This is a genomic window from Paenibacillus sp. 01T424 (genome assembly GCF_056398745.1).
On the sequence record NZ_JBFTPZ010000001.1, the window covers coordinates 470,811 to 494,178 of the forward strand.

28 protein-coding genes and 8 tRNA genes are annotated in these 23,368 nt (G+C 43.9%); 8 read left to right on the forward strand and 28 right to left on the reverse strand.

From position 1 onward, the window contains the following. Positions 1-5: 5 nt before the first annotated feature. Positions 6-434 (reverse strand): NfeD family protein, encoded by a 429-nt coding sequence (locus tag AC1DPK_RS01915; RefSeq protein ID WP_477509094.1) that lies wholly within the window; start codon positions 432-434, stop codon positions 6-8. Between the two features lie 141 nt (positions 435-575). Between AC1DPK_RS01915 and uraA the strand changes: the two genes are divergently transcribed. Next, complete coding sequence (uraA, locus tag AC1DPK_RS01920; protein WP_339204559.1) at positions 576-1,877, forward strand: uracil permease; 1,302 nt, start codon at positions 576-578, stop codon at positions 1,875-1,877. 72 nt (positions 1,878-1,949) lie between these two features. On the opposite strand, the gene AC1DPK_RS01925 is transcribed toward uraA, so the two are convergent. Next, a complete protein-coding gene (locus AC1DPK_RS01925) occupies positions 1,950-2,420 on the reverse strand; it encodes a 2-thiouracil desulfurase family protein (RefSeq protein WP_477509095.1) in 471 nt (156 codons plus the stop codon). Positions 2,421-2,529: 109 nt separating this feature from the next. Between AC1DPK_RS01925 and AC1DPK_RS01930 the strand changes: the two genes are divergently transcribed. Both AC1DPK_RS01930 and AC1DPK_RS01935 read left to right on the forward strand, forming a co-directional pair. Then, the gene (locus AC1DPK_RS01930; RefSeq protein WP_477509096.1) at positions 2,530-2,757 is read left to right on the forward strand and encodes a zinc-binding dehydrogenase; all 228 of its coding nucleotides are present in this window, start codon (positions 2,530-2,532) and stop codon (positions 2,755-2,757) included. Between the two features lie 159 nt (positions 2,758-2,916). Beyond that, the gene (locus AC1DPK_RS01935) at positions 2,917-3,255 is read left to right on the forward strand and encodes a L,D-transpeptidase (RefSeq protein WP_076267434.1); all 339 of its coding nucleotides are present in this window, start codon (positions 2,917-2,919) and stop codon (positions 3,253-3,255) included. 14 nt (positions 3,256-3,269) lie between these two features. Here the strand turns inward: AC1DPK_RS01935 and AC1DPK_RS01940 are convergent, their stop codons facing one another. Genes AC1DPK_RS01940 through AC1DPK_RS01955 form a run of 4 tightly spaced genes read right to left on the reverse strand, consistent with a single transcriptional unit; the run spans position 3,270 to position 7,609 of the window. Then, a complete protein-coding gene (locus AC1DPK_RS01940) occupies positions 3,270-4,232 on the reverse strand; it encodes a DUF1861 family protein (protein ID WP_477509125.1) in 963 nt (320 codons plus the stop codon). A gap of 26 nt (positions 4,233-4,258) precedes the next feature. Further along, positions 4,259-5,338 carry a mannose-1-phosphate guanylyltransferase gene (locus tag AC1DPK_RS01945; protein WP_477509097.1) on the reverse strand — a complete coding sequence of 360 codons (1,080 nt, stop codon included), beginning with the start codon at positions 5,336-5,338 and terminating at the stop codon, positions 4,259-4,261. Then, positions 5,331-6,428, reverse strand: coding sequence for a glycosyltransferase (locus tag AC1DPK_RS01950; protein ID WP_477509098.1), 1,098 nt, complete (start codon positions 6,426-6,428; stop codon positions 5,331-5,333). The genes AC1DPK_RS01945 and AC1DPK_RS01950 overlap by 8 nt, the downstream gene beginning before the upstream one ends. After that, positions 6,428-7,609: a glycosyltransferase family 4 protein gene (locus tag AC1DPK_RS01955; protein ID WP_477509099.1), complete on the reverse strand. Its 1,182-nt coding sequence runs from the start codon at positions 7,607-7,609 to the stop codon at positions 6,428-6,430. The genes AC1DPK_RS01950 and AC1DPK_RS01955 overlap by 1 nt, the downstream gene beginning before the upstream one ends. Before the next feature lie 366 nt (positions 7,610-7,975). On the opposite strand from AC1DPK_RS01955, the gene AC1DPK_RS01960 reads away from it, so the two are divergent. Then, entirely contained in the window at positions 7,976-8,551 is a 576-nt protein-coding gene (locus tag AC1DPK_RS01960) for a 50S ribosomal protein L25 (RefSeq protein WP_477509100.1), read from the forward strand. A 52-nt stretch (positions 8,552-8,603) separates the two neighbouring features. Here AC1DPK_RS01960 and AC1DPK_RS01965 read toward each other — a convergent pair whose 3' ends face one another. The 11 genes from AC1DPK_RS01965 to AC1DPK_RS02015 all read right to left on the reverse strand — a co-directional run bounded on the left by AC1DPK_RS01965 (position 8,604) and on the right by AC1DPK_RS02015 (position 11,076). Then, on the reverse strand, positions 8,604-8,843 hold the full coding sequence (locus AC1DPK_RS01965; protein ID WP_339204567.1) for a helix-turn-helix domain-containing protein: 240 nt from the start codon (positions 8,841-8,843) through the stop codon (positions 8,604-8,606). Between the two features lie 166 nt (positions 8,844-9,009). Further along, positions 9,010-9,094 (reverse strand) — tRNA-Leu (locus tag AC1DPK_RS01970). Positions 9,095-9,143: 49 nt separating this feature from the next. Further along, positions 9,144-9,219: transfer RNA gene (locus AC1DPK_RS01975), tRNA-Lys, on the reverse strand. A 49-nt stretch (positions 9,220-9,268) separates the two neighbouring features. Next, a tRNA-Glu gene (locus tag AC1DPK_RS01980) sits at positions 9,269-9,343 on the reverse strand. A 110-nt stretch (positions 9,344-9,453) separates the two neighbouring features. Beyond that, complete coding sequence (locus AC1DPK_RS01985) at positions 9,454-9,771, reverse strand: hypothetical protein (protein ID WP_076267429.1); 318 nt, start codon at positions 9,769-9,771, stop codon at positions 9,454-9,456. 180 nt (positions 9,772-9,951) lie between these two features. Next, positions 9,952-10,036, reverse strand: a tRNA-Leu gene (locus AC1DPK_RS01990). Positions 10,037-10,085: 49 nt separating this feature from the next. Further along, positions 10,086-10,161, reverse strand: a tRNA-Lys gene (locus AC1DPK_RS01995). A gap of 56 nt (positions 10,162-10,217) precedes the next feature. Continuing rightward, positions 10,218-10,292: transfer RNA gene (locus AC1DPK_RS02000), tRNA-Glu, on the reverse strand. 105 nt (positions 10,293-10,397) lie between these two features. Then, positions 10,398-10,488 (reverse strand) — tRNA-Ser (locus AC1DPK_RS02005). 5 nt (positions 10,489-10,493) lie between these two features. After that, positions 10,494-10,569: transfer RNA gene (locus tag AC1DPK_RS02010), tRNA-Asn, on the reverse strand. A gap of 27 nt (positions 10,570-10,596) precedes the next feature. Continuing rightward, the gene (locus AC1DPK_RS02015; protein WP_477509101.1) at positions 10,597-11,076 is read right to left on the reverse strand and encodes a SprT family protein; all 480 of its coding nucleotides are present in this window, start codon (positions 11,074-11,076) and stop codon (positions 10,597-10,599) included. A gap of 131 nt (positions 11,077-11,207) precedes the next feature. Here AC1DPK_RS02015 and AC1DPK_RS02020 point away from each other — a divergent pair, with 131 nt between their 5' ends. Continuing rightward, complete coding sequence (locus tag AC1DPK_RS02020) at positions 11,208-11,570, forward strand: hydrolase/acyltransferase (RefSeq protein ID WP_477509102.1); 363 nt, start codon at positions 11,208-11,210, stop codon at positions 11,568-11,570. A gap of 80 nt (positions 11,571-11,650) precedes the next feature. Beyond that, complete coding sequence (gene cmpA / locus AC1DPK_RS02025; protein ID WP_441876410.1) at positions 11,651-11,803, forward strand: cortex morphogenetic protein CmpA; 153 nt, start codon at positions 11,651-11,653, stop codon at positions 11,801-11,803. Positions 11,804-11,986: 183 nt separating this feature from the next. Here the strand turns inward: cmpA and AC1DPK_RS02030 are convergent, their stop codons facing one another. From AC1DPK_RS02030 to uptA, 6 genes are all read right to left on the reverse strand, one after another. After that, positions 11,987-12,658, reverse strand: coding sequence for a nitroreductase family protein (locus AC1DPK_RS02030; RefSeq protein WP_477509103.1), 672 nt, complete (start codon positions 12,656-12,658; stop codon positions 11,987-11,989). Between the two features lie 179 nt (positions 12,659-12,837). Beyond that, positions 12,838-13,284, reverse strand: a complete 447-nt coding sequence (locus tag AC1DPK_RS02035) for an RrF2 family transcriptional regulator (protein ID WP_477509104.1) — start codon at positions 13,282-13,284, stop codon at positions 12,838-12,840. Positions 13,285-13,387: 103 nt separating this feature from the next. Beyond that, complete coding sequence (locus AC1DPK_RS02040) at positions 13,388-15,646, reverse strand: Tex family protein (protein ID WP_477509105.1); 2,259 nt, start codon at positions 15,644-15,646, stop codon at positions 13,388-13,390. Between the two features lie 23 nt (positions 15,647-15,669). Then, positions 15,670-16,323 (reverse strand): MBL fold metallo-hydrolase, encoded by a 654-nt coding sequence (locus AC1DPK_RS02045; RefSeq protein WP_441876400.1) that lies wholly within the window; start codon positions 16,321-16,323, stop codon positions 15,670-15,672. Positions 16,324-16,341: 18 nt separating this feature from the next. Then, a complete protein-coding gene (locus AC1DPK_RS02050; protein WP_339204573.1) occupies positions 16,342-16,908 on the reverse strand; it encodes a thioredoxin family protein in 567 nt (188 codons plus the stop codon). 65 nt (positions 16,909-16,973) lie between these two features. Beyond that, positions 16,974-17,582, reverse strand: a complete 609-nt coding sequence (uptA, locus tag AC1DPK_RS02055) for an undecaprenyl phosphate transporter UptA (protein ID WP_076271826.1) — start codon at positions 17,580-17,582, stop codon at positions 16,974-16,976. Positions 17,583-17,749: 167 nt separating this feature from the next. Here uptA and AC1DPK_RS02060 point away from each other — a divergent pair, with 167 nt between their 5' ends. Next, positions 17,750-18,196, forward strand: coding sequence for a cupredoxin domain-containing protein (locus tag AC1DPK_RS02060; RefSeq protein ID WP_441876396.1), 447 nt, complete (start codon positions 17,750-17,752; stop codon positions 18,194-18,196). Positions 18,197-18,271: 75 nt separating this feature from the next. Beyond that, a complete protein-coding gene (locus tag AC1DPK_RS02065) occupies positions 18,272-18,583 on the forward strand; it encodes a dehydrogenase (protein ID WP_441876393.1) in 312 nt (103 codons plus the stop codon). 94 nt (positions 18,584-18,677) lie between these two features. On the opposite strand, the gene AC1DPK_RS02070 is transcribed toward AC1DPK_RS02065, so the two are convergent. The 5 genes from AC1DPK_RS02070 to AC1DPK_RS02090 all read right to left on the reverse strand — a co-directional run bounded on the left by AC1DPK_RS02070 (position 18,678) and on the right by AC1DPK_RS02090 (position 23,192). Further along, entirely contained in the window at positions 18,678-18,860 is a 183-nt protein-coding gene (locus AC1DPK_RS02070; protein WP_339204576.1) for an H-type small acid-soluble spore protein, read from the reverse strand. A 41-nt stretch (positions 18,861-18,901) separates the two neighbouring features. Beyond that, the gene (locus tag AC1DPK_RS02075; RefSeq protein ID WP_076271822.1) at positions 18,902-19,084 is read right to left on the reverse strand and encodes a hypothetical protein; all 183 of its coding nucleotides are present in this window, start codon (positions 19,082-19,084) and stop codon (positions 18,902-18,904) included. A gap of 130 nt (positions 19,085-19,214) precedes the next feature. Continuing rightward, positions 19,215-20,639, reverse strand: coding sequence for a cardiolipin synthase (gene cls / locus AC1DPK_RS02080; protein WP_477509106.1), 1,425 nt, complete (start codon positions 20,637-20,639; stop codon positions 19,215-19,217). A gap of 185 nt (positions 20,640-20,824) precedes the next feature. Beyond that, the gene (locus tag AC1DPK_RS02085) at positions 20,825-21,796 is read right to left on the reverse strand and encodes a glycosyltransferase family 2 protein (RefSeq protein ID WP_477509107.1); all 972 of its coding nucleotides are present in this window, start codon (positions 21,794-21,796) and stop codon (positions 20,825-20,827) included. Beyond that, positions 21,786-23,192 carry an undecaprenyl-phosphate glucose phosphotransferase gene (locus AC1DPK_RS02090; protein ID WP_477509108.1) on the reverse strand — a complete coding sequence of 469 codons (1,407 nt, stop codon included), beginning with the start codon at positions 23,190-23,192 and terminating at the stop codon, positions 21,786-21,788. The genes AC1DPK_RS02085 and AC1DPK_RS02090 overlap by 11 nt, the downstream gene beginning before the upstream one ends. Positions 23,193-23,368 lie beyond the last annotated feature (176 nt).

The following is a 23,368-nucleotide window of genomic DNA, read 5'->3' on the forward strand; positions in this document are numbered from 1 at the left end:
TCTAGTTAGCCTCCCCATTTCTCAACTTGAAGCACTGCACTGCCGCGACTGACAACCCTAACTGTATCACCCTTCAATAACCGTTCATTCGATGCTGCACTCCACGTTTCATTTCCCACCTTGACGATACCGGGAACATCTGCCGCAATATCCTCAAGCACAATTCCTTGTTTGCCGACGAGCTCGTCCACGGCATCCTTAAAACCTTTTGAGGAATGGAAACGACGAGTAATTGGACCTGTGAAGATAGTCAAGATAAGGACAATGATACACCCAGCCACCATCTCCACGACAAATGAGCCCGGCCAAAACCAATCAATGACAGCAGCGACTATAGCACCAATCGCAAGCCAAAGCAAATAAAATGTAAGCGTCAGCATTTCCACGACGATCAGTATGCCAGCGAGAATAAGATATATCACCCACAATTCCATCCTTTCACCTCCCCTTCTTCATTAATGTATTCGTATATGACCAGCGTATGATAAGAAAACACTTGTCAAACCCCGCTTCACTATGTAGAATCAACAAGGGTCAAAAATAGACAACCTATTAAATTGAAGGAGCTTATTCTCATGAAAAAAGCAATTGGGGTTCATGAAAGACCGCCTGCCCTGCAAAGCGCACTGCTAAGCTTGCAGCATTTATTTGCTATGTTCGGCTCTACCGTGCTCGTACCGAATATACTCGGTGTTGATCCGGCAATTTGTTTGCTTATGAACGGAATCGGAACACTTCTTTATCTCTGGATATGCAACAATAAGATTCCAGCATATCTCGGTTCCAGCTTTGCATTCCTCGCTCCAGCAGGCGCCGTAATCGGCGATCAAGTGGGCGGAGGCAGCTATGCCGCTGCATTAGGCGGATTTATTATTTCAGGCGTTATCTTTACGATTGTCGCTCTCATCATTCAAGCAGCAGGCACCGGCTGGATCAATGTTGTATTTCCTCCAGCAGCGATGGGGGCAATCGTCGCGATTATCGGTTTAGAGCTCATTCCAGTTGCTGCTCGGATGGCAGGCTGGATTATTCCGACTGATGCCGATCCTGCCGTCGTATGGAGCCCGGATCCAAAGATCGTAATCCTATCTACCGTCACCCTTGCCGTAACGGTGTTAGGTTCCGTCTTATTCCGCGGATTCATGCGCATTATTCCGATTCTGATCGGTATTACTACAGGTTATGTACTCGCTCATTTCATGGGCTTCACTGATTTCAGCAAGCTTGCTGAGAATAGCTTTGTTCAATTGCCGCATTTCACTTTCCCTGAGTTCCACTGGTCGGCGATTATTGCGATTGCACCTGCGTCGCTTGTCGTCATTGCCGAGCATATTGGGCATTTGGTTGTTACGGGCAATATCGTAGACAAAGATCTATCGAAGGACCCAGGTCTGCACCGCTCCATGCTGGGCAACGGTATTTCCACCATTCTATCAGGTTTTGTAGGCTCTACGCCGAACACGACCTACGGCGAGAACATTGGTGTTCTAGCGATCACAAAGGTTTACTCCACCTTTGTCATTGGCGGCGCGGCTGTCATTGCGATCGTCCTTTCCTTCTCTGGTAAATTCTCTGCACTTATTTCCGGAATTCCAACGCCAGTTATGGGCGGTGTATCCTTGCTGCTGTTCGGTGTTATCGCTGCTTCCGGCTTCCGGATGCTCGTTGAGTCCAAAGTGGATTACAGCAAACCGACCAACCTGTTTTTGACAACCGTCGTTCTTGTGACTGGACTTAGCGGCGTAAAGCTTACAATCGGGGACTTCTCGCTTACTGGGATGGCGCTTGCAACCGTAGTAGCTATTATACTTAGTCTATTGTTCAAAGTATTTGACGTACTTAAGCTATCCAACGACCACGAATCATCAGGTCACTAAACAATAAAGACGGGGCCTCCTAGGAGGCTCCTTTTTATTTATGATTCTATTATTTTCTTGAATTTATTTCTGCTAGAAACTCATTTCCACCAAAAATTCCCCAAGCTGCTCTTCGGATATCACTCTTATGCCGTTTCTTCTAAGCAGAGCAGTCGTAACCCCATTTCCAGTCCTCTTATTGCCTTTAAACTCCCCATTATAAATCATGGCGCTGCCGCAAGAAGGGCTGTATTCCTTAAGTACAATCACTTCCGCATTTACTTCCTTCGCTTTTTTGAGCGTAATGTGTGCACCTTCCATATACATCGCCGTTACGTCCCTGCCCGATTTCTCTACTACTCTAGCTGTACCGTTTAACACATCATCGCCGTCGCCGCCAACAATTTCGGCTGACTCTCTTGGAGTAGAGAAACCGCCCAGCAATTCAGGACATACAGCAACGGCTTTCTTTTGCTGCACCAATTGTTGAATGATTTCATTTACACTATGCGTTGCATTATATCTTACCTCATACCCTGCTAAACAAGAGCTTACTAGGATCATAATCTGCACCTCTTTAAGAAAAATCATGATGTTCATTCATCTATTACTTTTATTGTACCATAGAAGCTGAGCAAGCTAATCTTAAGGAATCGTTACGATCCGCAAAAAAGTGCCTGCTTGCTTCCTTAATAGCATCAAGGTACATTTAACTCATATACAAATAGCCGAGCATTTGAACGATATAAAAAATTTAAAGGAGCTGCTTTCCTTCCCTACTCATGCTAACCTTGAACAGCTTGCTCAACTCATTGCAGATGGAACGATCAAAGCAGAGATCAACACTGTCTATTCTCTAGCAGATGTAAAACAAGCGCATAAACAATGCGAGGGAAAATGAGGGCGAGGCAGAATATTGCTAGAGTTATTGACTATAAAATAAAATGACCAAAGAGCCCTAGGACACATCCTTAGGGTTCTCTTTTTTTGGCGCGCCTAAATCCTTTGAAGCAAACCGCTGCCGCACTACATAACATAGGAGAAAAGGAGTGAGTCCCCCATGCCCGACTACCGTATTATCATCGATCTTTCCGATCGTCAGCTCTATCTGCTGGACGGCGACGTCGTCACTCAAGCTTTTCCCGTTGGCATCGGCAAAATGGTAACTCAAACGCCTACAGGTGAATTTACGATTATTAATAAGCAGCCCAATCCCGGCGGACCGTTCGGCGCCTTTTGGATGGGGCTCTCAAAGCCGCATTATGGCATCCATGGCACAAACGATCCTTCTTCCATCGGACATATCGTCTCACACGGCTGCATCCGAATGTTTAACGATGATGTACTCGCCTTGTCCAAAATAGTGCCTATTGGCACGCGTGTTACCATTCGCCCTTAGACTAGAAGCCAGCTTTAGCTTTCAGCTTCATCTTGCTTCATCGCTTCGTACTCCGTGAACGGGTCTGCAATATCGATGTGATGCGCCTCCGTGTCACTAACTCCCACATAGAGCTCCGCTCGGTTGTTAGCCTTGCGAACCAGTCCACCACTGAAGATTACATCAACTAAATTCGGGCGTTTAGCCGGGCCCTCAGGGAAGTCGCTTCTTGTTGCTATGATTTTGACCGGTGACTTCTCTCTCGTCCAAGGATTGAGAACAAATGACATCGCATGATAATGAAGATTGGAATCCTCATCCGTATAAGAGATGTGGCCTAATACGCCGAGATACCCATTTTTGAGCAAATGAATTTCATTTGCCCCTCCCCATTCATCCTTTAGAAATTGATCACGAAACAATGGAGCTTTAATAATAGCTGTTTCCGACAACTCCTCAAAGGAATCAATGATGCTAAAGCCGATTACAGCTCTCGTGCCTTCAATCCCAAATGGTCTCGAAAAAATACCGATCTTCCCATCAGATAATTGTGTTAAGCGAATATCCTTCATGTTCCAAGGGCCTGTTGCAGCATGTACAAGCTCATGCAAATTTTTCCCTCGGTAAAGCACAGTTTTCCAGCCTATGATCGACCTCGATGTTTCAGAGTCAAAATAAAGATGCACACCGCCGAAGATCCATTCGCCGTTAATTTTCGTAATAAAGGGATCCTGCAGCTGAAACTTAGGCAAATCCAGCTTCGGAGTCCATATCCCATCTTTGCATGTAAAGAAGATAATCTCGGATTCCTCCGAATGGCGATCTTCCACACGACCGGCAATATACAGCTCCCCCTCATTCAAGAATGGAGCAGTAATATTGTAAACATCGCGGTCCCCAACGCCAGCAAAATAAAGCTTCGTGCCTTGTTTTTGAGCAGGCTCATATTCTAGCAGCATCTCTTTGCATGTTTTCGTTATCCATTCCAGCTTCATCATGGGGTTCATTTGAATGTAAGCCTTTCTTAGGCGTATTCGTGCATTCCCTTATCCTTCAAAATTCTAACGATTTCCTTTACCTCTTGCGCCTTGTCTTTGGCACATATCAGCAGCGCATCCTTGGTATCCGCAATAATCAGACCATCAATTCCAATTGTAGTAATGAGCCGGTCATCGCCGTAGATGATGGAGTTCTGTGTGTCGATGCCTACATAGTTCGCTTTGACAATGTTTCCATGCTCATCTGGAGGAAATATCGCGCCGAGCGCATCCCAGCTTCCAATATCATTCCATCCAAAATCGCCTTCAATAACGACAACCTCGTCACTGCGCTCTAAAATACCATAGTCGATTGAAATGTTTTGCAGCAAAGGATAAATCTCATTAATCATTTCCTCTTCGCGCTCCGTGCCCATGTACGCAATTAAAGGGAGCATTGTTTTAAAGAGCCTCGGAAGAAACCTTTTGAAATTATCAATGATGCAGGAGGTTTTCCAAATAAACATACCGCTGTTCCACAAATAATGACCGGATTGAAGATAGGATTGCGATTTTGCAAAATTAGGTTTTTCGACAAATTCGGCTGCCTCATAAACATGACAAGGCTCCTTAATGAAAGAGTCTTTCTTGCAAGAAATATAACCATAGCCAGTTGAAGGAAAGGTAGGCTTGATGCCAATCGTAACAATCTTGTTTGTCTCCATAGCCACGATGCAAGCATCATTCAATGTTTTCTTAAAGTTATCCGATTCGGTAATATGATGATCGGATGGAAATACGACCATAAGAGAATCACCATGGTTTTTCTCAATAAATAAAGCCGCAAGGAGTATGCTCGCTGCCGTATTTTTGGCAACAGGCTCTACCAGAATGTTAACGTGCTGAACACTCTTATGCATGATCCTCTCGAGCAGCACCGCTTGGGTGCGATTCGTTACTACGATCGTGTTTTCCATCGGAATAACACCGTTAAAGCGTTCAATCGTATCATTGAGCATAATGTCGGTGCCGCTTATATTGATCAGCTGCTTTGGCAGCTCCTGCCGGGATAAAGGCCAAAAACGTGTTCCGCCTCCGCCTGCGAGAATCGTAGCAAATTTATTCATTGTGCATCACCTCATGAGCCATGCAGTATGAAACAATGTTTTCCGAGCCTTGATTTAAATTCAGGCCGCTTGCATGTATGCCATCGTAACAGCCGCCGGTCTCTGCATCTATTAACGATTCATGACGGGAGTTCCGCCCATGAAACCATTCATAGCATAAGGAAGCTTGCTCGCGATAGGTTTCCTTCCCTAACGTCTTGTACGCTTCTAAGCAGGCTAACAGCATCTCGCAAGCTTCTATCGGCTGCTCGTCATATAACGCTGCTTCTCCGCCTCTATCAAGCCAGCCATGACTGCCCACGGGTTTGAAATAACCTTCTTTTGCAAAAGTAATTAAAGCTAGAAAGTCCAAGCTTTCTTTAGCGGTTTGTCTGAATGCTTCTATATGCGAAAAATGTGATGCTTTGAAAAGCGCCCAAGGCAGCATCGCATTGCCATAAGTAATACGATCCTCAAACCACTGCCAGCCCTCTCCTTTATTGCTTTGATACTGCGTATGCAGCCTCATCGCTAATTCCTCAATTAACGAAACGATTTGAGCCTCTGGAAGAAAGGCTGGATCATCGCTTTCCATATTCGGATATGGGAACTTATAACGGAGCGCGTTCTCGGTCTGCATCATGGAAGTTAAGCCGATAATTGCATAAGCCATCGCTCTTGGCGATCTCAAGCTCCGCACATGCGGCAGCGCTTGATTGATCATATATTTACATGTATTTTGCACATTATGCGGGACGGATGGCTCCGAAAGTGTAAATCCAAGCGCCCACAAACAGCGCCCCAGACAATCCTCAGAGCCTGTTTTTTCTATGAACAAACGGTTGTAGTCCATAAAGTTTCGAAAGCTGCCGTCTTCATTTTGAGCATGATGAATAAAGGCCAAATACGTATTTATAAGGTTCAAGGATTCCTTATCTCTAATGCGCTTATTGAGCATAACTGCCGCAATCAAAGCCCTTGCATTATCATCGGAAGTATAACCTTTGGAACGGTCGGGAATACCGAATTTAGTATGCTGGAAGATGCCTGTATCATCTGTTAATGAGCGTAAATAATCGGTTGATAACGGCTTGATCATACTTACTCCCATTAAACCGCACTTCCTTTTAACACATAATGATGTGCCATCGTTTCACGGAAAAGTACCGCGTAAGATTTGGCGACTTCATTCCACATCATTGTACTGCCTAAAGCGAGCGTCTTGCTCTCCATTTCCGCTTTTAGATTCGGATCGTCCAATATCGTTACAATATGATTTTCTAATGATGCGGAATTGTGGAAATCTGCGAGCAATCCTCTTCCGTCAGCCAGCATCTCAACAGCGTAGCGGTACGGAGTCGAAATAATCACCCTGCCGTAACCAATTCCGAATGCTAGTGTTCCACTTACAGCTTGATCCTTGCCAAGATAAGGCGTCATATAAATATCCGACAATACAAGAGATTGAACAACCTCCTCTTGCGTTAGATGCTTATCAACAAACGTAACATGCTGCTGAAGGCCTAGCTTTTCCACTAGATCTGTCAGCTTCGTCCTGTACACTTCTCCAACCTCTTGTTTCACAACAGGATGCGTTTTGCCTAAAATCATATAAAGTGCTTCCGGGTGCTTCTTCACTACGCCGTTCATGGCCTCTATGGCATATTCAATCCCTTTGCCTGGGCTTAAAAAACCGAATGTTGAAATGATTTGCCGATTCGTATACCCGAACCTTTCTTTAAGCTCATTTCTAGATTCGGTCGCAACTACCGGAACCCCATGATGGAACATCTCTATCTTTTCAAGCGTTATGCCGTAAACCTCATGCAAATCCTGTATTTTGGTATGGGCCATCGTAATGACCTTATAGCTTAAATCCGCCAGCTGCTTCATAATTAAACGCTGTTTCTCGCTCGGTTCGGACAATACGGTATGAAAAATAACGATAAACGGGATTTTGAGCTTCGCTGCCAATTCCAAAACGTATTCTCCGCTTTCCCCGCCGTAAATGCCGAACTCATGCTGAATGACTAACATATCGATATTGGATTGATTAAGATCAATGGCTATTTTGCTATAATCTGCACGATTGTGCTGTCCAATCTGAGCCATCACCTGATTGCCGTACGCATAGGACTTGTTGTTGTTAACCGCAATCATGCGTGGTGCATTAAAATCTTGCATTTGTTCGATCTCATTCATCAGATCCTGAGAAAAAGTAGCTAATCCGCATTCTCTAGGCAAGCTCGTTCCCAAAAATGCTATATTCCGCTTGATTAAAACCTTTTTCAATGAAATCGCTCCCTTATTTTTAAAATATTTACAAATGACAATAAAAAAAAGAAATAAAGATGTCTTTATTTCCGAGATTAAACGATATGCTTTTGGTTTTTAGCTATCCCAGTGTTACCACTTAACAGCTTTCAGTTGCTGCCATTTCTTGCAATTCCGCTCCTATCTGCTGTTTAAACCTTAACACGACCATATTTTCTTGTCAATCGAGCGGGATTTGTACTGATTTGACAAGTAGAGAACTTGTGATAAAATTAACATATGACAAGAAAATATGGTCGTTAGCGGGCTGATTAGACATTCTATTGCTAATCGGTCTTTTTTATTGTCGGTTTGACAGTACCCCATTCGATTAGGAGGCAACAAATGATGAGCAATACTATCCAGTTAAACGAACGGGTCGATTTAAGCAAATCTAAGATTAATCTATTAAGAAAGCAAGGACAGGTACCAGCTATTGTATACGGCAAGGATGTCGGCAGCATTTCTGTTATCGTCGCTGAGAAAGAAATATTATCAGTCATTAAGCACAACCCGCGCGCTATTTTAAATGCAGCTATTCCGGAAAAAGGGAATAAGCCAGTATTAATTCAAAATATACAAAGAGATCCGCTGAGCAATAAAATTGTTCACGTTGATTTCTATCAATTGAATATGAATGTGAGTTTAGATTCGAAAGTAACGATTCATTTCTCCGGAGAACCAGCAGGTGTCAAAGAAGGCGGAATGCTTCAAGTTGAGATGTACGAAGTAGAGGTTCGCTGCATGCCAGACAATCTGCTCAGCGCATTCGAGGTAGATATTAGCGGCCTTAAAATAGGAGATCATTTACTAGTGTCTGATCTCTCCTTCCATGAAGGCATCGAAGTTTTGTCCGATCCTGGTGCGATGTTAGTTAAAATCTCGCAAGCACAAGCCGAAGAAGTAGTCGCTTCCGCATAATTATCATATAAAAAGTAAAGGGAACCCTATACAAAATGTACAGGGTTCCCTTTTATTTATCCGGATCTATATCTTTATCGTCATGAACGACTACAATAAACTGTCCAGGACTTACATCAAAATATTTGCATAACCTCCATAACAGATCCCGCGGATACTGAACCATCTCATCCTTATACATCTTCCGAACAGAATCAAAATGATAGTCAATATCTTTGGCAAGCTGCCTAATCGATAGGTTTGGATCTTTAGCTCTCATGATTTCTTTTAAATTACTATGAACCCCCGGCATGTGAACACCCCCACTTCGATAAATATATAACGGTCTAAATATATAATCAACCATTCCAACCTCTAGTATTCCCACTTTTTAAATATGACGATAAGTAGTGCTTCTTTTTTTGTTAGAACACACAAAAAAACGGCTCTATCTCTAGAGCCGTACGATTTATATACTTTGGTGCGGTAGACAGGATTTGAACCTGCACGTCCATTGGACACTACCCCCTCAAGATAGCGTGTCTGCCGTTCCACCACTACCGCACATTGTAAATTGTACGATCCTTCACTCACATCTTCTTATCAAAGAAAATGGTGAGCCATGAAGGACTCGAACCTTCGACACCCTGATTAAAAGTCAGGTGCTCTACCAACTGAGCTAATGGCTCTCGTGTGATTGCAACGAGCTCCATAGAGCTGGTACACTTTGAGGATTAATGGTGACCCGTAGGGGACTCGAACCCCTGTTACCTCCGTGAAAGGGAGGTGTCTTAACCACTTGACCAACGGGCCGTCTGGAACTAAGAGAACAAATATGCTTGAGACAACAAAAATGATTATATCAGCTTATCATCAGAAGTTCAAGCATTTTTTCTCAAGTTTTTTAAAATATAATTTTAGCCTTACGATTCAATCGTTTCAGCCTTAAATACATTGTCTAACTTGTCTTCAGGCGTAAGTCTTTTCTTAAGCGGCACCTTAACGTCTCTTCCCAATTCTTTGAAGAAGGTTTCAACGTCACATTCGATTTTGTCCACAAATACTGATAATTTGCCTCTTTCGATAATCGCTTCATTGCCTTCGGCTGGTACAGTTACTTCGATTGAGTATTTTTTCATTAAGGTATTGCTGTACCGTGCGAAAATCTCAAGCAATTCCTCGTTGTTAAATTTGCTAATCGCTGCTTGTCCCTTGTTCGTAAAGTTTAAGTTTATTTTCATGTTTACAGCTCCTCATCTCTAATGATGCATCTGTTTTCACGGCTCGAGCAACTTATAACGAAAAAACCACTCTCTAGTCAGATTTATGATCTGAATATAAAGTGGCATCATCTATCAGAAAAGTGCATGCAAAATGACACCTTCTAAGTTCACCTATATACATCGGCAAAGAGTAAGTTATGGTGCGGTAGACAGGATTTGAACCTGCACGTCCATGGGACACTACCCCCTCAAGATAGCGTGTCTGCCGTTCCACCACTACCGCACATTTATAAGTCGAACGTTCATCGCTCGCATCTTCTTAATCAAGAAAATGGTGAGCCATGAAGGACTCGAACCTTCGACACCCTGATTAAAAGTCAGGTGCTCTACCAACTGAGCTAATGGCTCTCGCTGTAATTGTAAACGAGCTCCGAAGAGCTAGTACATTTTTTTGTGTGAATAATTGGTGACCCGTAGGGGACTCGAACCCCTGTTACCTCCGTGAAAGGGAGGTGTCTTAACCACTTGACCAACGGGCCATACAGAACACTTCAAATGAGATTTCCACGATGCTGCAACCACTGTGGCAAATAAAAAAGACCGGATGAACGGTCTTCCCGTTGCAAACACTTGTGAGAAAAATGTGGCGGAGAGAGAGGGATTCGAACCCTCGCACCACTTACGCAGTCTAACCCCTTAGCAGAGGGTCCCCTTGAGCCACTTGGGTATCTCTCCAAATCTGGCTCCCCGAACAGGACTCGAACCTGTGACAACTCGATTAACAGTCGAGTGCTCTACCAACTGAGCTATCAGGGAAAAGTAAAAGTGACAAGTAATAATATATCATGTACTACTTTGATTGTCAATCACTTTTAACACTAATTTTCCGCGACATTTTCCACAAGCGTATTTAGCAGGATCAATCTTCCTTTTGCGCAGATACTCCATCCCGCATTTGGTACAAACAAGCTTGTACCGAAATGGCTGCTGCTTACGCTCCGCGCGTTCAGGTAAGGACTGACAATAGCGTGAGCCGCCTACCTGAGCCAGCAGCTGTTTGAATTCAATATCACGATGCTGGTATCCCCGCTTCAATATATGCAAGTGATAATGGCAAAGCTCATGCTTAATAATTTTCTCGGTTTCTTCATGCCCGAAAGCCGAAAGCTGATGAGGACTGATCTCAATATTATGGGACCTTGTAAAGTAGCGTCCTCCTGTTGCTTTAAGTCGGCTGTTGAATGTAGCTTGATGTAAAAACGGACGATTAAAAAAGGTTATCGAAATATGCTCAACCCATTGCTGCAGCGCCTCATTATTCATTCATTATTCTCCCCCAACTACTTGAATTTTAAAGCTGGCATAGGCTACACTGTCAAGTAGGAATTATTAAATGTGCAGAAAATTTACAGTATATGTACGGTAACAAACTAAAGGGGAGATCAATAATTATTATGGCAACTATGCGCTACGTCCTATTGAAACAAAATGACATCATCCTTTTCGTGGAAATGCCTGAATCGCACGCTTATCAGCTAAGTGCGCTTAACCTCCGGCTTCATAAAGAAATTGACAAGCTAACGGCAGAGCATGTTCCAGTATTGCCTTATGCTGTAGCTGAGTGCAACGATGTTGAGCTTCACGACAATTCCATTAATATCGTCTCAGGCCTGGATTACATCAACAGCCTTGAGAAGGATTTTGCCGGCGTACAAGAGAAGTCCTATCCGCTTATTTCGCTTTTAACAGAAATTCGTGCTCTGCAAGCTCAGCTTGAACAGTGGTACGAAGAGTATGAAGAAGAACAGAGTATATAGGTAGGACCTGCACGGACACACGCCCTTCCCCATATTGTAGTATTACAACAAGTTAGGCCTGGGGAAGGAGAACGATAGGTATGCCACAGTGGCTGTGCAATCAAATGATGCGTGCATTTCAAAAGAAAGACCGCAGACAAATTAAGCTGCTTAATGACTGCTGGTATTTTTACCGCAACAAACAAGGTTCAAAGGAAGAAGGCACCGAAACCGAATTCACCGAATTTCAGTAAACGATCACTGCCCAACCACATAACCGTATAGGGCTGCTGCCATACTTTTAAGGGATTAGCTCGTTTAAACGGTGAAATAAAGCAGAATGTAATGGCGAACTCCTAATTACTTATCGTTAGAATAACAAAAGCGACCCCCACTATCTGAGGGTCGCTTTTTGTTATTGTTTGGTTATCGATAAATTAAAATTTKTTAAAAAATGTAACATCATCAACCGATAGACGAGTTGTTTCACGGCCTTCTACTGCTGCTTTGCCGATTGGAAGCATCAACGTCGGCAAATAACGATCCGAAATATTAAACAGTTCCATCACTTGATCACGGTTATATCCGCCCATAGGAACGGAATCATACCCTTTAGCACGAGCTGTCAGCATAAGCTGCATCGCCACTAGGCCTGTGTCAAATACAACGATTTCTTTCAAGCGCTCTGCTGGCAAAGCTGAGTACATTTTCGTAGAATTCGCAATAAAGTTGTTGCCCACTTCYTCAGTCATGAAACCTGCTTCAATCGCAGATCCATAAATTTTTTCGGACAACGTGTACATTTCCAAATCAGCTAGAACAATAACAATCGCTGATGCAGCAGCTACCTGCTTTTGGTTAAATGCGATGGGAAGCAGCTTTTGCTTCAGTTCAGGATCAGTTACAACGAGAAAACGCCAAGGCTGCATATTCGATGAAGATGGCGCTTTGATCGCAGTTGCAAGAATGTCTCTGATTTCTTCCTCAGAAATTACTGCACTGCTGTCGTATTCACGTACAGAACGACGGCTATTTAAAACATCAAAGAAAGTTGCATTCAATTGTTCATTCGTTTGAGTTTCTTGTGAATTGCTTTGAGTTGTTGTCATATGGTTCCCTCCAAAGGAAATTTTTTTATCTGTGCAAGATTCTACTCAGTTAATCTCGCGAATATACTGTGCTTCGTACGGCACAGTTAATGAAAGATGAACTGTATCATTTATATACACAGTATAGGTCGTGTCGATACTTTTGTCAATCGACTAACTTTAGTAAATTTAATTACTTTTTAAGAAGAATTAGGCAATGTCTTTTGAGCAAGCTGCGCAATTGTAAACTGCTGCAGTGTTTCGATCGTATTCTGTTCAATCTCATTTGCAATATCCATGAATGCTGATTTCATATTCAATCCAGCATCATGCAGGCTGATTGTATCCAGCATGCCGCTGCAGAGAGGTTCTCCTACTTTGAGAGCAATGTACACCTCAGCGAGCGATATCGCCTCTGGAGGGCGTTTCAGCCTATAACCTCCATCACGACCTTCTCTTGTTTCAATTAATTGCCCAGCAGCCAGCTTAGCCAGCACTTTCCGCAATTGTGTTGCTTCCGAGTTCAAGCAGCCGGCAATAGCCGCACTTGGATAACATTCTGATTTGTGCGATAAAATAACGAGTGCCTGCAAAGCGAGTCCAAACCATTTTGAATGGGCTGATCCGCTTGCCTTTTCTGTCTTCATAGTCATCTCACTCCTTTTGTAGGGTAGTAGGCGATGCCCATGCACTTGTTAAATTATAAAGGGCTTGCCTCCTAACAGGCAAGCACTTTATATATGGAAACCGTTAGTTAGGCTTGCGCATCGTCAAGCTTACTCGGCCTTTTTTCGAATCGACACTAAGCACCCATACCGTAACCGTATCACCGACAGATACAACATCCATCGGACGTTTAACGAATTTATCGCTAAGCTGTGAAATATGAACGAGCCCATCATTTTTGATGCCGATATCGACAAACGCACCAAAATCGATGACATTCCGCACTGTCCCGTGAAGTTCCATTCCTGGAGCCAGATCCTCGATATTGAGTACATCAGTATGGAAAATCGGAGGAGGAAGCTCTTCACGCGGGTCGCGACCCGGACGAAGCAAGCTATCCATGATGTCCCGCAAAGTAGGTACGCCCACGCCAAGCGTTGGCGCGATACGATCTGCGTCTAGCTCGGCAAGCTTTGTTCTTAGCTCCTCTGAGCCTAACTGCTTAAGGCTAAGGCCCATCTCACTAAACAGCTTGTCTACAACCTCATAAGATTCCGGATGAATCGGCGTGCTGTCTAGAGGATTGACTGGTTCAGCAATTCTCAAGAAACCAATACATTGCTCATAAGATTTTGCGCCAAGACGCGGTACCTTCTGCAGCTGGTTTCGTTTAATGAAGCGTCCGTTTTCATCACGATATTTCACGATATTTTTAGCGATGGTAGCATTAATGCCCGCCACGTAGGATAACAAAGATGCTGATGCTGTGTTCACATCGACGCCAACATGGTTAACCGCTGATTCAACTACACCGCCAAGCGTCTCATCAAGGCGCTTCTGACTAACGTCATGCTGATATTGTCCAACTCCGATTGCTTTAGGCTCGATTTTAACGAGCTCTGCAAGCGGGTCCTGCAATCTGCGGGCAATCGACACTGCGCTGCGCTCTGCGACGTCTAGCGCCGGAAACTCCTCCTGAGCGAGCTTAGAGGCCGAATAAACGCTTGCGCCTGCTTCATTGACAATTATGTACTTAAGCTCAGCGCCGCCCGCTCCGGCCGCTTTGCGCTTGCCTATTAAGTCAGCAATAAATTGTTCCGTCTCACGAGAGGCTGTTCCATTGCCTATGACGATCAATTCTACTTTGTATTTATCAATTAAACCATTGATGAGCTTCTCAGCTTCAGCCACTTTGTTGTTCGGAGGAGTTGGATAAGATACCGCGACCTCCAGCAGCTTGCCAATATCATCAATGACTGCGAGTTTGCACCCGGTACGGAAAGCCGGATCAACTCCGAGCACGATATTGCCGCGAACGGGCGGTTGAAGCAGCAGATTGCGCAAGTTTTCAGAGAAAATGGAAATGGCATGCTCCTCTGCCTTTTCTGTCAGCTCGCCACGAACCTCACGCTCAATAGATGGCGAGATAAGACGCTTATAAGAGTCTTCAATGACCGATACAAGCACATCGCGTACAGATTGCGCAGTCCCGTTTCTAAGCAGCTTTCTCTGGATATGCTCATGAATGCGTTCCGTAGGAACATCAAAGGCAACACGCAGCACATCCTCGCGTTCAGCACGATTAATCGCAAGAACACGATGTGGAGGAAGCTTTCGAACCGGCTCCTGATAGCTGTAATACATTTCGTATACCGTTTCCTCAGCAGCATTTTTTGCTTCTGTCTTGATTAGCGCTTGATCAAATGTGAATTTGCGAACCCAAGCGCGAATAGATGCATCATCGGCAATATTTTCTGCAATGATGTCCGAAGCTCCATTTAAAGCATCCTGAGCAGTCGGTACACCTTTTTCCTCGTTCACATAACGGGCAGCTTCAACAAGCGGATCACCGCTACGCGGCTGTGACCACAGCCATTCTGATAGCGGCTCCAGTCCTCTTTCCTTCGCGACGCTCGCACGAGTCTTCCGCTTTTGCCGATATGGCCGATATAGATCTTCTATTTCTTGCAGCTTAACCGATTGGGTAATCGAAGCGCGCAGCTCTTCAGTCAGCTTGCCTTGCTCATCAATTAGACGAATAACCTCGCGTTTTCGCTCTTCCAGGTTCCGCATATATTGCAGCTTCTCTTCGATTGCTCTTAGATCATTCTCATCCAGCTCACCCGTCATCTCTTTCCGATAACGCGCGATAAATGGAATGGTGTTGCCCTCATCGAGCAAGCCTACTGCAGATTTCACTTTTGTGACCGGGATCGATAACTGTGCAGCTATTCCAGTAATAATTCGCTGACTTTCGGCAGCTTTCTGTTCCACTGTCAATTTCGATTTTCCCGCGTTCTCTTCTACATCATCTGTAAAATGCTGTACCTTTGTATCCGCCAAACGTCATGCCCCTTCCTCATGCTTCATGCACCCGTATATGGGTTGTTCGCCATTTCAAAACCAATCGTCGTACGTCCGCCATGTCCTGGATATACAATGACTTCTGGGTTTAGTTTGTACAGCTTCAAGCGAATGGAGTCATATAAATCACGTTCACGTCCGCCCGGCAGGTCCGTTCGGCCAACTGACATTTTGAAGAGCACATCGCCTGAGAACAGATGGTTGCCATGCAGGAAGCTTACGCTGCCGGGAGAATGCCCCGGTGTATGCATAACTCGGAAAGATAGTCCAAGCAGCGATAAGGTTTGACCTTCCGCGAGCGCATATTCAGCGGGATCCGTTGAAAGCGGAGGCGTTACATCCTGCCATCTCATTGAACCATTTTTACGCGGATCCGTTAGCCAGTCTGCCTCCAAGTCATGTATGTACACAGGACAGTCAGCGAGCTTTCGCACTTCATCCACTCCGCCCATATGATCGAAATGAGCGTGAGTCAATAAAATTGCTTCCACCTTCACATCTTTTAGGCGCTCAATCAGCTTGCGTGGATTCATTCCTGGATCAATCACGATGCCGCGTTCCTGCGCCTCTTCACCATTTACCGTTGCAGGCTCCTTCACCGTGATGAGATAAGCATTCGTTTGCAGGGGACCTAATGTAAAAGTTTCAATCTTCATATTCTCACTCATATTCGTTTAAAATGACTCCAACAAAGTGCGGAGCTCTTTCACAATAACGGATTGATATTCAGTTCCTTCTCCATAACGACGGCCAATTTCCTGTCTTGTAATCGCCAGCTTCTCTTGATAGTCGGCTGCTTCACGGTCAGGATTTTCTTTTTTGAACGCAAGCATAGCTTCCTGAACATGAGTAGGACGCGGTCCCCACTTACCTAGCACTGCTCCGCCTGTATCCGCAACAATAACGACAGGTACAGAACGGCCGCCAAGTGTCAAAAATTGATCCATCGTGTCGAGATGCTCTTCCATAATGAGCACGTCAATCGGAACGCCGCTGTTCTCAAGCGCTTTGAATACAACAGGAATATTGCGTACAACATCGCCACACCAATCAGCCATCAGGATCAATACACGTAGATCATCACGATTGTTAAGCGAATCAAAATATTCCTTATCGCTCTCGTCGGTCCAAACGAACTTTTCCGACCAATCCAAAAACTGCTCTTTATTTTTGGTCATGCCATCAATAAATTGTTGCGGGCTTATTCCTTTGCCCAGTTTATCTGCAATGCTTTTGCTCATATGAATCCCTCTTTCGTCTATTTAATGGTTGCTCATCAGAAAAAAATGCAAGGTTGACTGTTCTATTATACCGATTTGCGGCGTGAGCGTACAAATTTGAAAAGGACATAAATAATAAGGAGTGCAATTGCGATAAGAATAGCAGGCTGTACATAAGGCGCAGCTTTCTCATCGATTTTATCCCAGTTCTCGCCAAGTGATTTGCCTAGATAAATAAACAATATAGACCATGGCAGAGATGCAAGTGCAGTCAGCAATGTAAATAATCCAAAATTCATTCTTGCCATACCGGCTGGAATTGAAATAACCTGTCTCATTACTGGGACAAAACGTGCAGTGAACACGATGCCTACGCCATACTTGTTAAACCAATTTTCAGAAATATCTACATGTTTTTGTTTGATCTTTATATATTTACCGTATTTCTCGACGATCGGCCGTCCGCCATATCTGCCAATCCAATATAAAATCCAGTTTTGTCCAATTGCACCTAACGTACCGAACAACACTGCCCCCCAGAAGGAAATATCCCCTTTGTATACGAGATAACCTCCAAAGCCGAGCACAATTTCACTTGGTATAACTTCAATCAATAGTCCGATCAAAATACCAAAGTACCCTAGACTCTCTACCCATTGCAATACATTGTCCAATACTTCATGAATAAAATCCATTCCTGTTCTCAATCCGCCTTCCTGCATAAAATATGGCTTTCGCTTGCTTTTGCTGCGCTGAAGCTATTCTAACATACGATACAGACAACCTTCCACTTTTGTCATGTGCTGACAAGCCCCTGCATAGACTAGCCTTAAATGATACGAATGGATGAGGTGAGCGTTTCATGTCAAAGGTCTTTATTGTAAGTAAACGACAAATTCAACTGTTTATTGTAGTTGCAGTCCTTATCGTATTCACCGGCGTTTACTTAAGCTGGGACAGATCAAAAGAGGTAGATGGACAACCGTCAGAGCCGCGAATTTTCCAGATTGTTACGGTTGAATACAAGTCACAAACCGCTGACGGCAAAGAGCATGAAATGTATCGCTGGGATCCGGGTCAAATTGTTGTCCAAAAGGATGAACTAACTGAGCTGCATATTAGTGGTGTAAGTGGAGCAAGCCATCCCTTTGTCATTGAAGGCCTTGGCATTAAGGGAGAAGTACTAAAAGGCAAAACGACGGTTGTACGATTCACTGCCAAAAAAGAGGGGACTTATCCTATTTTATGCTTGACCCATACTGATATGCGCCACGGTGGACCAATGGTTGGATATATCACAGTAGATTAGCAGGCAAACAGCTGTAACGAGTGACCTCCTTCTCCCCGGGCGCATACATATGGGGTAGAGAGGAGTCGGTCTATAATGAAAGCTAACGCGCCAAAACATACAGCCGGCTTACCGACTGCGCGTAAAATCCGCAGAGCCTGCAGCAACGAGCTATACCGCACCGTGAAGCGCATGAAACTTTGGGTGTCCAAAGAGAAAATGGAGCAAGCTGAAAAACTTTATTTTAAAAAGGTTATTGTCAACCTGATCTGGGTTCACGAAAATAAAGACAATCGGAAGATCCAATGCGACTGGTGGGAAGAGAATGTCAGCGCTGAAATTGCCGAGTTATGGGAAGTCGATCGCAATCAGCTTTGTATCGCGTTTAGAGAAGCTTTTGGCGGTTAAGATGGTTATTGGATAAACAAAAAAGAGGCTTTCCCATTTATTATTGGGATTGCCTCTTTTTCTGTGCAGCTGCTTGTTGCTTAGCTTGTAATGATTAACCTTCTTCCTTCAATCGGTCACAGGATACCGTCTTTGTGTTCACAGGATTGTTGCCGACCATAACGGTTGCCATCCCATTCGCCTCGTCGACATTTTCAATCCAGACCGAATCCTCATCCAGATGAACTTTAACTGTCTGTTCAGATTCGTATATTTGCTTCGCGCGTGCTACGTCCATACTGCCTACCCCTCCTTTTTTATAAATTCATTGAACAATTGCTATCTGGATTCACGTTCCATCGTATCTGTTGTTGATTCGTCAATAAGGCCGTTTTGCAGCGTTACATTGCCGCCGCCCAATCCTTCATTTACCATTCTGTCGATATCCATAAAATAATCCTCTCGACCCTCATGCTTCGGATCTGCCGCCTCTTGTTTTTGCTCGTCGTTAGTATCTGTCATAGTTATACCCTCCCATTTGTTTTGGCGAATACGTATACCGTGTAGGCCTGATTTCGCATTCGCGGCGGTAATAACATGGTTTATCCACCTTCGAAAAATATGCCCGAAAACGCAGTCAAGCATGCATCGTTCACAGCAGCGGCGATAACATGCGCAGTAATTCTTCTGCTGCCTTTTGTCGATTCGGTCGATTCATAAAGGTCTTTTTGTCCAATTCTCGGCTATGCTTCAAATCCTCCATAAAATCCGTTTCCAGCTTCTTAATCGTCCCTTCGTCAAAAAGCACCGCGTTCAGCTCAAAATTACTTAGCAAGCTGCGCATATCTACATTTGCTGTTCCAACAGTGGCCAGCATGTGATCTACAATCATCACCTTCGAGTGAATAAATCCTTTCTCATAGCGATAAACCTTCACTCCCGCATCCAGCATCTCTTGCATATAGGATAGTGTGGCAAGCAGTACGAGCTTGGAGTCCGCAATGCCCGGTATAATCAACCTCACATCTACCCCGCTGAGTGCTGCCGTTCTGAGACCCATAAGCAGGCTGGAATCAGGTATAAAATAAGGTGTCGTTATATATATCCTCGTCAAAGCCGCTGTTATTGCAGCAAACATGACCTCGTCAATCTTATGAGCATGCTGTCCCGGTTTACTTGAGACCATCAGCACCCTTTCATTTCCTAGGCAATGATGCGGCGTCATATACGCTTTACCATCCAACTCTTCYTTAGCCGCGAAGGCCCAGTCGTTCATAAAAAGCTCCTGCAGGTAATATACAGAGTCCCCTTTTAAACGCAAATGGGTATCCCGCCAGAAGCCAAGCTTCGGGTCCTTTCCTAAGTATTCATCACCGATATTGATACCTCCGATAAAACCTACGGTTCCATCTACTACAACGATTTTTCGATGATTGCGATAATTTAGTTTTCTGTCAAAAAAGGCGATGCGCGGCGGTAAAAAGCAGCTTGTCCGAACTCCTGCACGATGAAGCTCTTCGATATACTTATCACTTAAATGCAGGCTTCCTATCCCATCATATACGATCCGGACTTGAACTCCTTCCCTCGCCTTACTCGTTAACACCTGCAAAAAGCGTTGGCCAATTTCATCATCTCTAATCGTGTAATAATCCATATGTATATGATGGGTCGCTCGTCTCAGCTCTCTCAATATCTCCTCGTATGTGTCATCACCGTTATTCAAAACGAATGCTTCATTATTACGGGTAATCGGAAACGGAGCTAGGCCAGTAAGCATGGCAAACAGTTTATTTTTTGTCTCAAACTGCTCATTTCCCATATCCGTTGCCTCTGTAACCTGCTCGGATAATTGATTCGCATAGCGTATAGTCTCCTGCTTAAATCGTTCCATACGCCTGCGCCTGACAAAGTCTTTCCCAAGCATGATATAGGCTATAAAACCTATGAACGGGAACATAAATGTAATGAAAAGCCATGCAGTCAACTGTACCTGACGACGATGCTCCATCACAAAAACCACAGCGAGCTGAATAATATATACGATTAATATTGCCGACAGCCAAATGTACCCCATAGTTAAAATAACACCTCATTTTCTCCTTACCGTGCAGAATCTTACAAGTCCCTCTAGTTTGAACGCATGCTTACATACCTATTCTTATAAAATCTTATAACATTAAAAAAAGCCCGCCGATTATTGCTAATCGGACGAGCTTAAGAATTTGAATTGCAGATTAATAATTAGATCTGATGAGTGGATTATTGTTTCATTGTCACGCCAGCATTATTATTTTCAATATGAGTAAGGATAAGGCGATGCATGCTAAGCCTTCTTGTTATAAACTGCGGCAGTAAACGGTAATTCATGCCTAGCTTATAGCCGATCAGCTTTGCTGCTGATTCAGCGATCAGCTTGGGAATCAGATGCCATTTGCCGGTTCGATTGAGCTCATTCAGCTGCAGCTTAACGAGCTTTGAGCCTGCTTTGCCAACCGCGCTGTAAGGCGTGATCCATGTATTGCATCGCATAGATATTCCATTATCGAAGTAACGCTTGAATTGCTGCTTTATCGAATAGTCATGCGAATGAAAAACAAGAGCCTCTGCGCAGTAAGCAACCTTATAGCCAGTCAAAATGCATTTGGCAGCCATAAATAAATCCTCATTAAAGATGACAGGCTCCTGAAACCGCCCCATCGTCTCAAACGTCTCACGCCAAATCGCTGAGCATACATTGGAGCAAAAAAATGTTTTAATCCCAAGTTCCTCAATATCCTCATAAGCTTTCAATTGCGACTGTGCCGGATAGTTATGTTCCCTTGCCAGTCGTTCCAGCACATTAGCTTCTGGTCTCGGCAGCTGCCTTGCATAAGCATACGCCACATTATTTCCAGATAAAAGTGGGCGAGTCAGCTCTTCAATGAGCTTATCGTTGCAAGGGAGAGCATCCTGTGTCATAAATAGCAAAATATCGCCGCGTGCTTGCATCGCTGCAACGTTGCGCGTACCACCGTGATCGAAATCTCGGCGTTCAACGCGCATCACTTGGGCGCCAGCCTTGAGTGCTCGCTCCTGCGTCCCATCGTCCGAGCAGGAATCTATGATGATGATTTCATATGGAGGAAGCGACTGATGCTTCAATCGCTCTAATAGCTCTTCCAGCTCTGGCCCTGCATTTAATGTAGGAATAATAATCGATACTCGGCATGCTGAATCGCTGTTAGTAAGCATTTTTGTTAATCAAGCCCTTCAGTACCGTTTTGAAAATAATTTTGATATCAAAGAAAAAAGTCCAATTTTCAATATAAAAAATATCAAACATAATACGGTCTTGTATGGAAGTGTCGCCTCTTAAGCCATTGGTTTGTGCCCAGCCTGTTATTCCAGGTCTAATCTGATGCTTAACCATATATTTTGGAATTTCCTCTTTGAACTGATTCACGAAATAGGGACGTTCTGGCCGCGGACCAACCACACTCATATGGCCGAGCAGGACGTTAAAAAACTGCGGCAGCTCATCCAGACTCGTGCGACGAAGAAAACTGCCAAACTTGGTGCGCCTTGGATCGTTCTCTACTGTCCACTGTGTATCTGATACTTTATCCGTTGATACACGCATCGAGCGGAATTTAAACATATGGAACGTTTTGCGATCGAGCCCCATCCGCTCCTGCTTAAACAATACGGGTCCAGGCGATGTCAGCTTAAGCCCTATGACAGCGAACAACATGATTGGAGACGTTATAACAATCGCTACTAATGAGAAGGCGATATCAAACCAGCGCTTTAATATCCGATTGCTCAGCTCATCGAGCGGAATATCCCTTACATTAATAAGCGGGATGCCTGCAAAATTATCAAAAAATGGCCTAGCCGGCAGCAGATCAAAGAAATCAGGAATGATTAGCGTCTTCACGCCCGTTCGTTCACACATTTCAATAATTTCCGCATACTTCGCATGCGCTTCAAGCGGCAGTGCAATGATGACTTCATCAATAGGCATCATATCCAGCTTTTGCTTCAAAGCGTCGAGCCTTCCGATAATCGGCTTCATATACTGATGCTCAGGCGCATGCTCATCTTGAAAATCATCCAAAAAGCCGACTACCTCATAACCAAGATCCGGGTGCTGCTGCAGATTTGTATAGAAACTGCGTCCCACGGAACCCGCCCCAACGATAAGTACAAAACGTTTATTAAAGCCTTTGCGACGAAATGAAGCGAGGATCGATTTGACCCAATATCGGTATGACGCAATGGCGATAAAATTCATGAAAAAGAAAATGGCTAGAAATTCACGAGAGATATGTACTTCACGGGTAAAATATAACATGCCTAACAGACCAAGAAAACTAATGGTTTGAATCTGAAAAATCTTCCAAATGTCATAAGAGTATCTTTTTCGACGCTTAGGGGAATAAAACTGCAAATAAAAACCAATTAATACTGCCGAGAAAGAATAAACTGTTCCCCATAGCAAATAAGTAGAAAATGGTAGTGATTTAATATTAGGCAATATATTACTATAAAACTTTAACCAATACGCAAATAAAAATACAAGCAAAGCGCATATAAGATCTGCCATCATGTATAATTGCGTCAGAAACCGTTGGTTTTGTCGAAGCATTTTGCTGAGTTCACCTACGTTTCTTTAAAATTCGATCTAGTAACAGTTTATCAAAATCTTTAATATGTTTAAATACCTCAAAAGACATATATTACAAAATATCAGAACTATCATATAAGAATATAAAAAAGGGGGCCTTGGACAGTGTTTACTTCCTCGACCTCCCCGATATCATT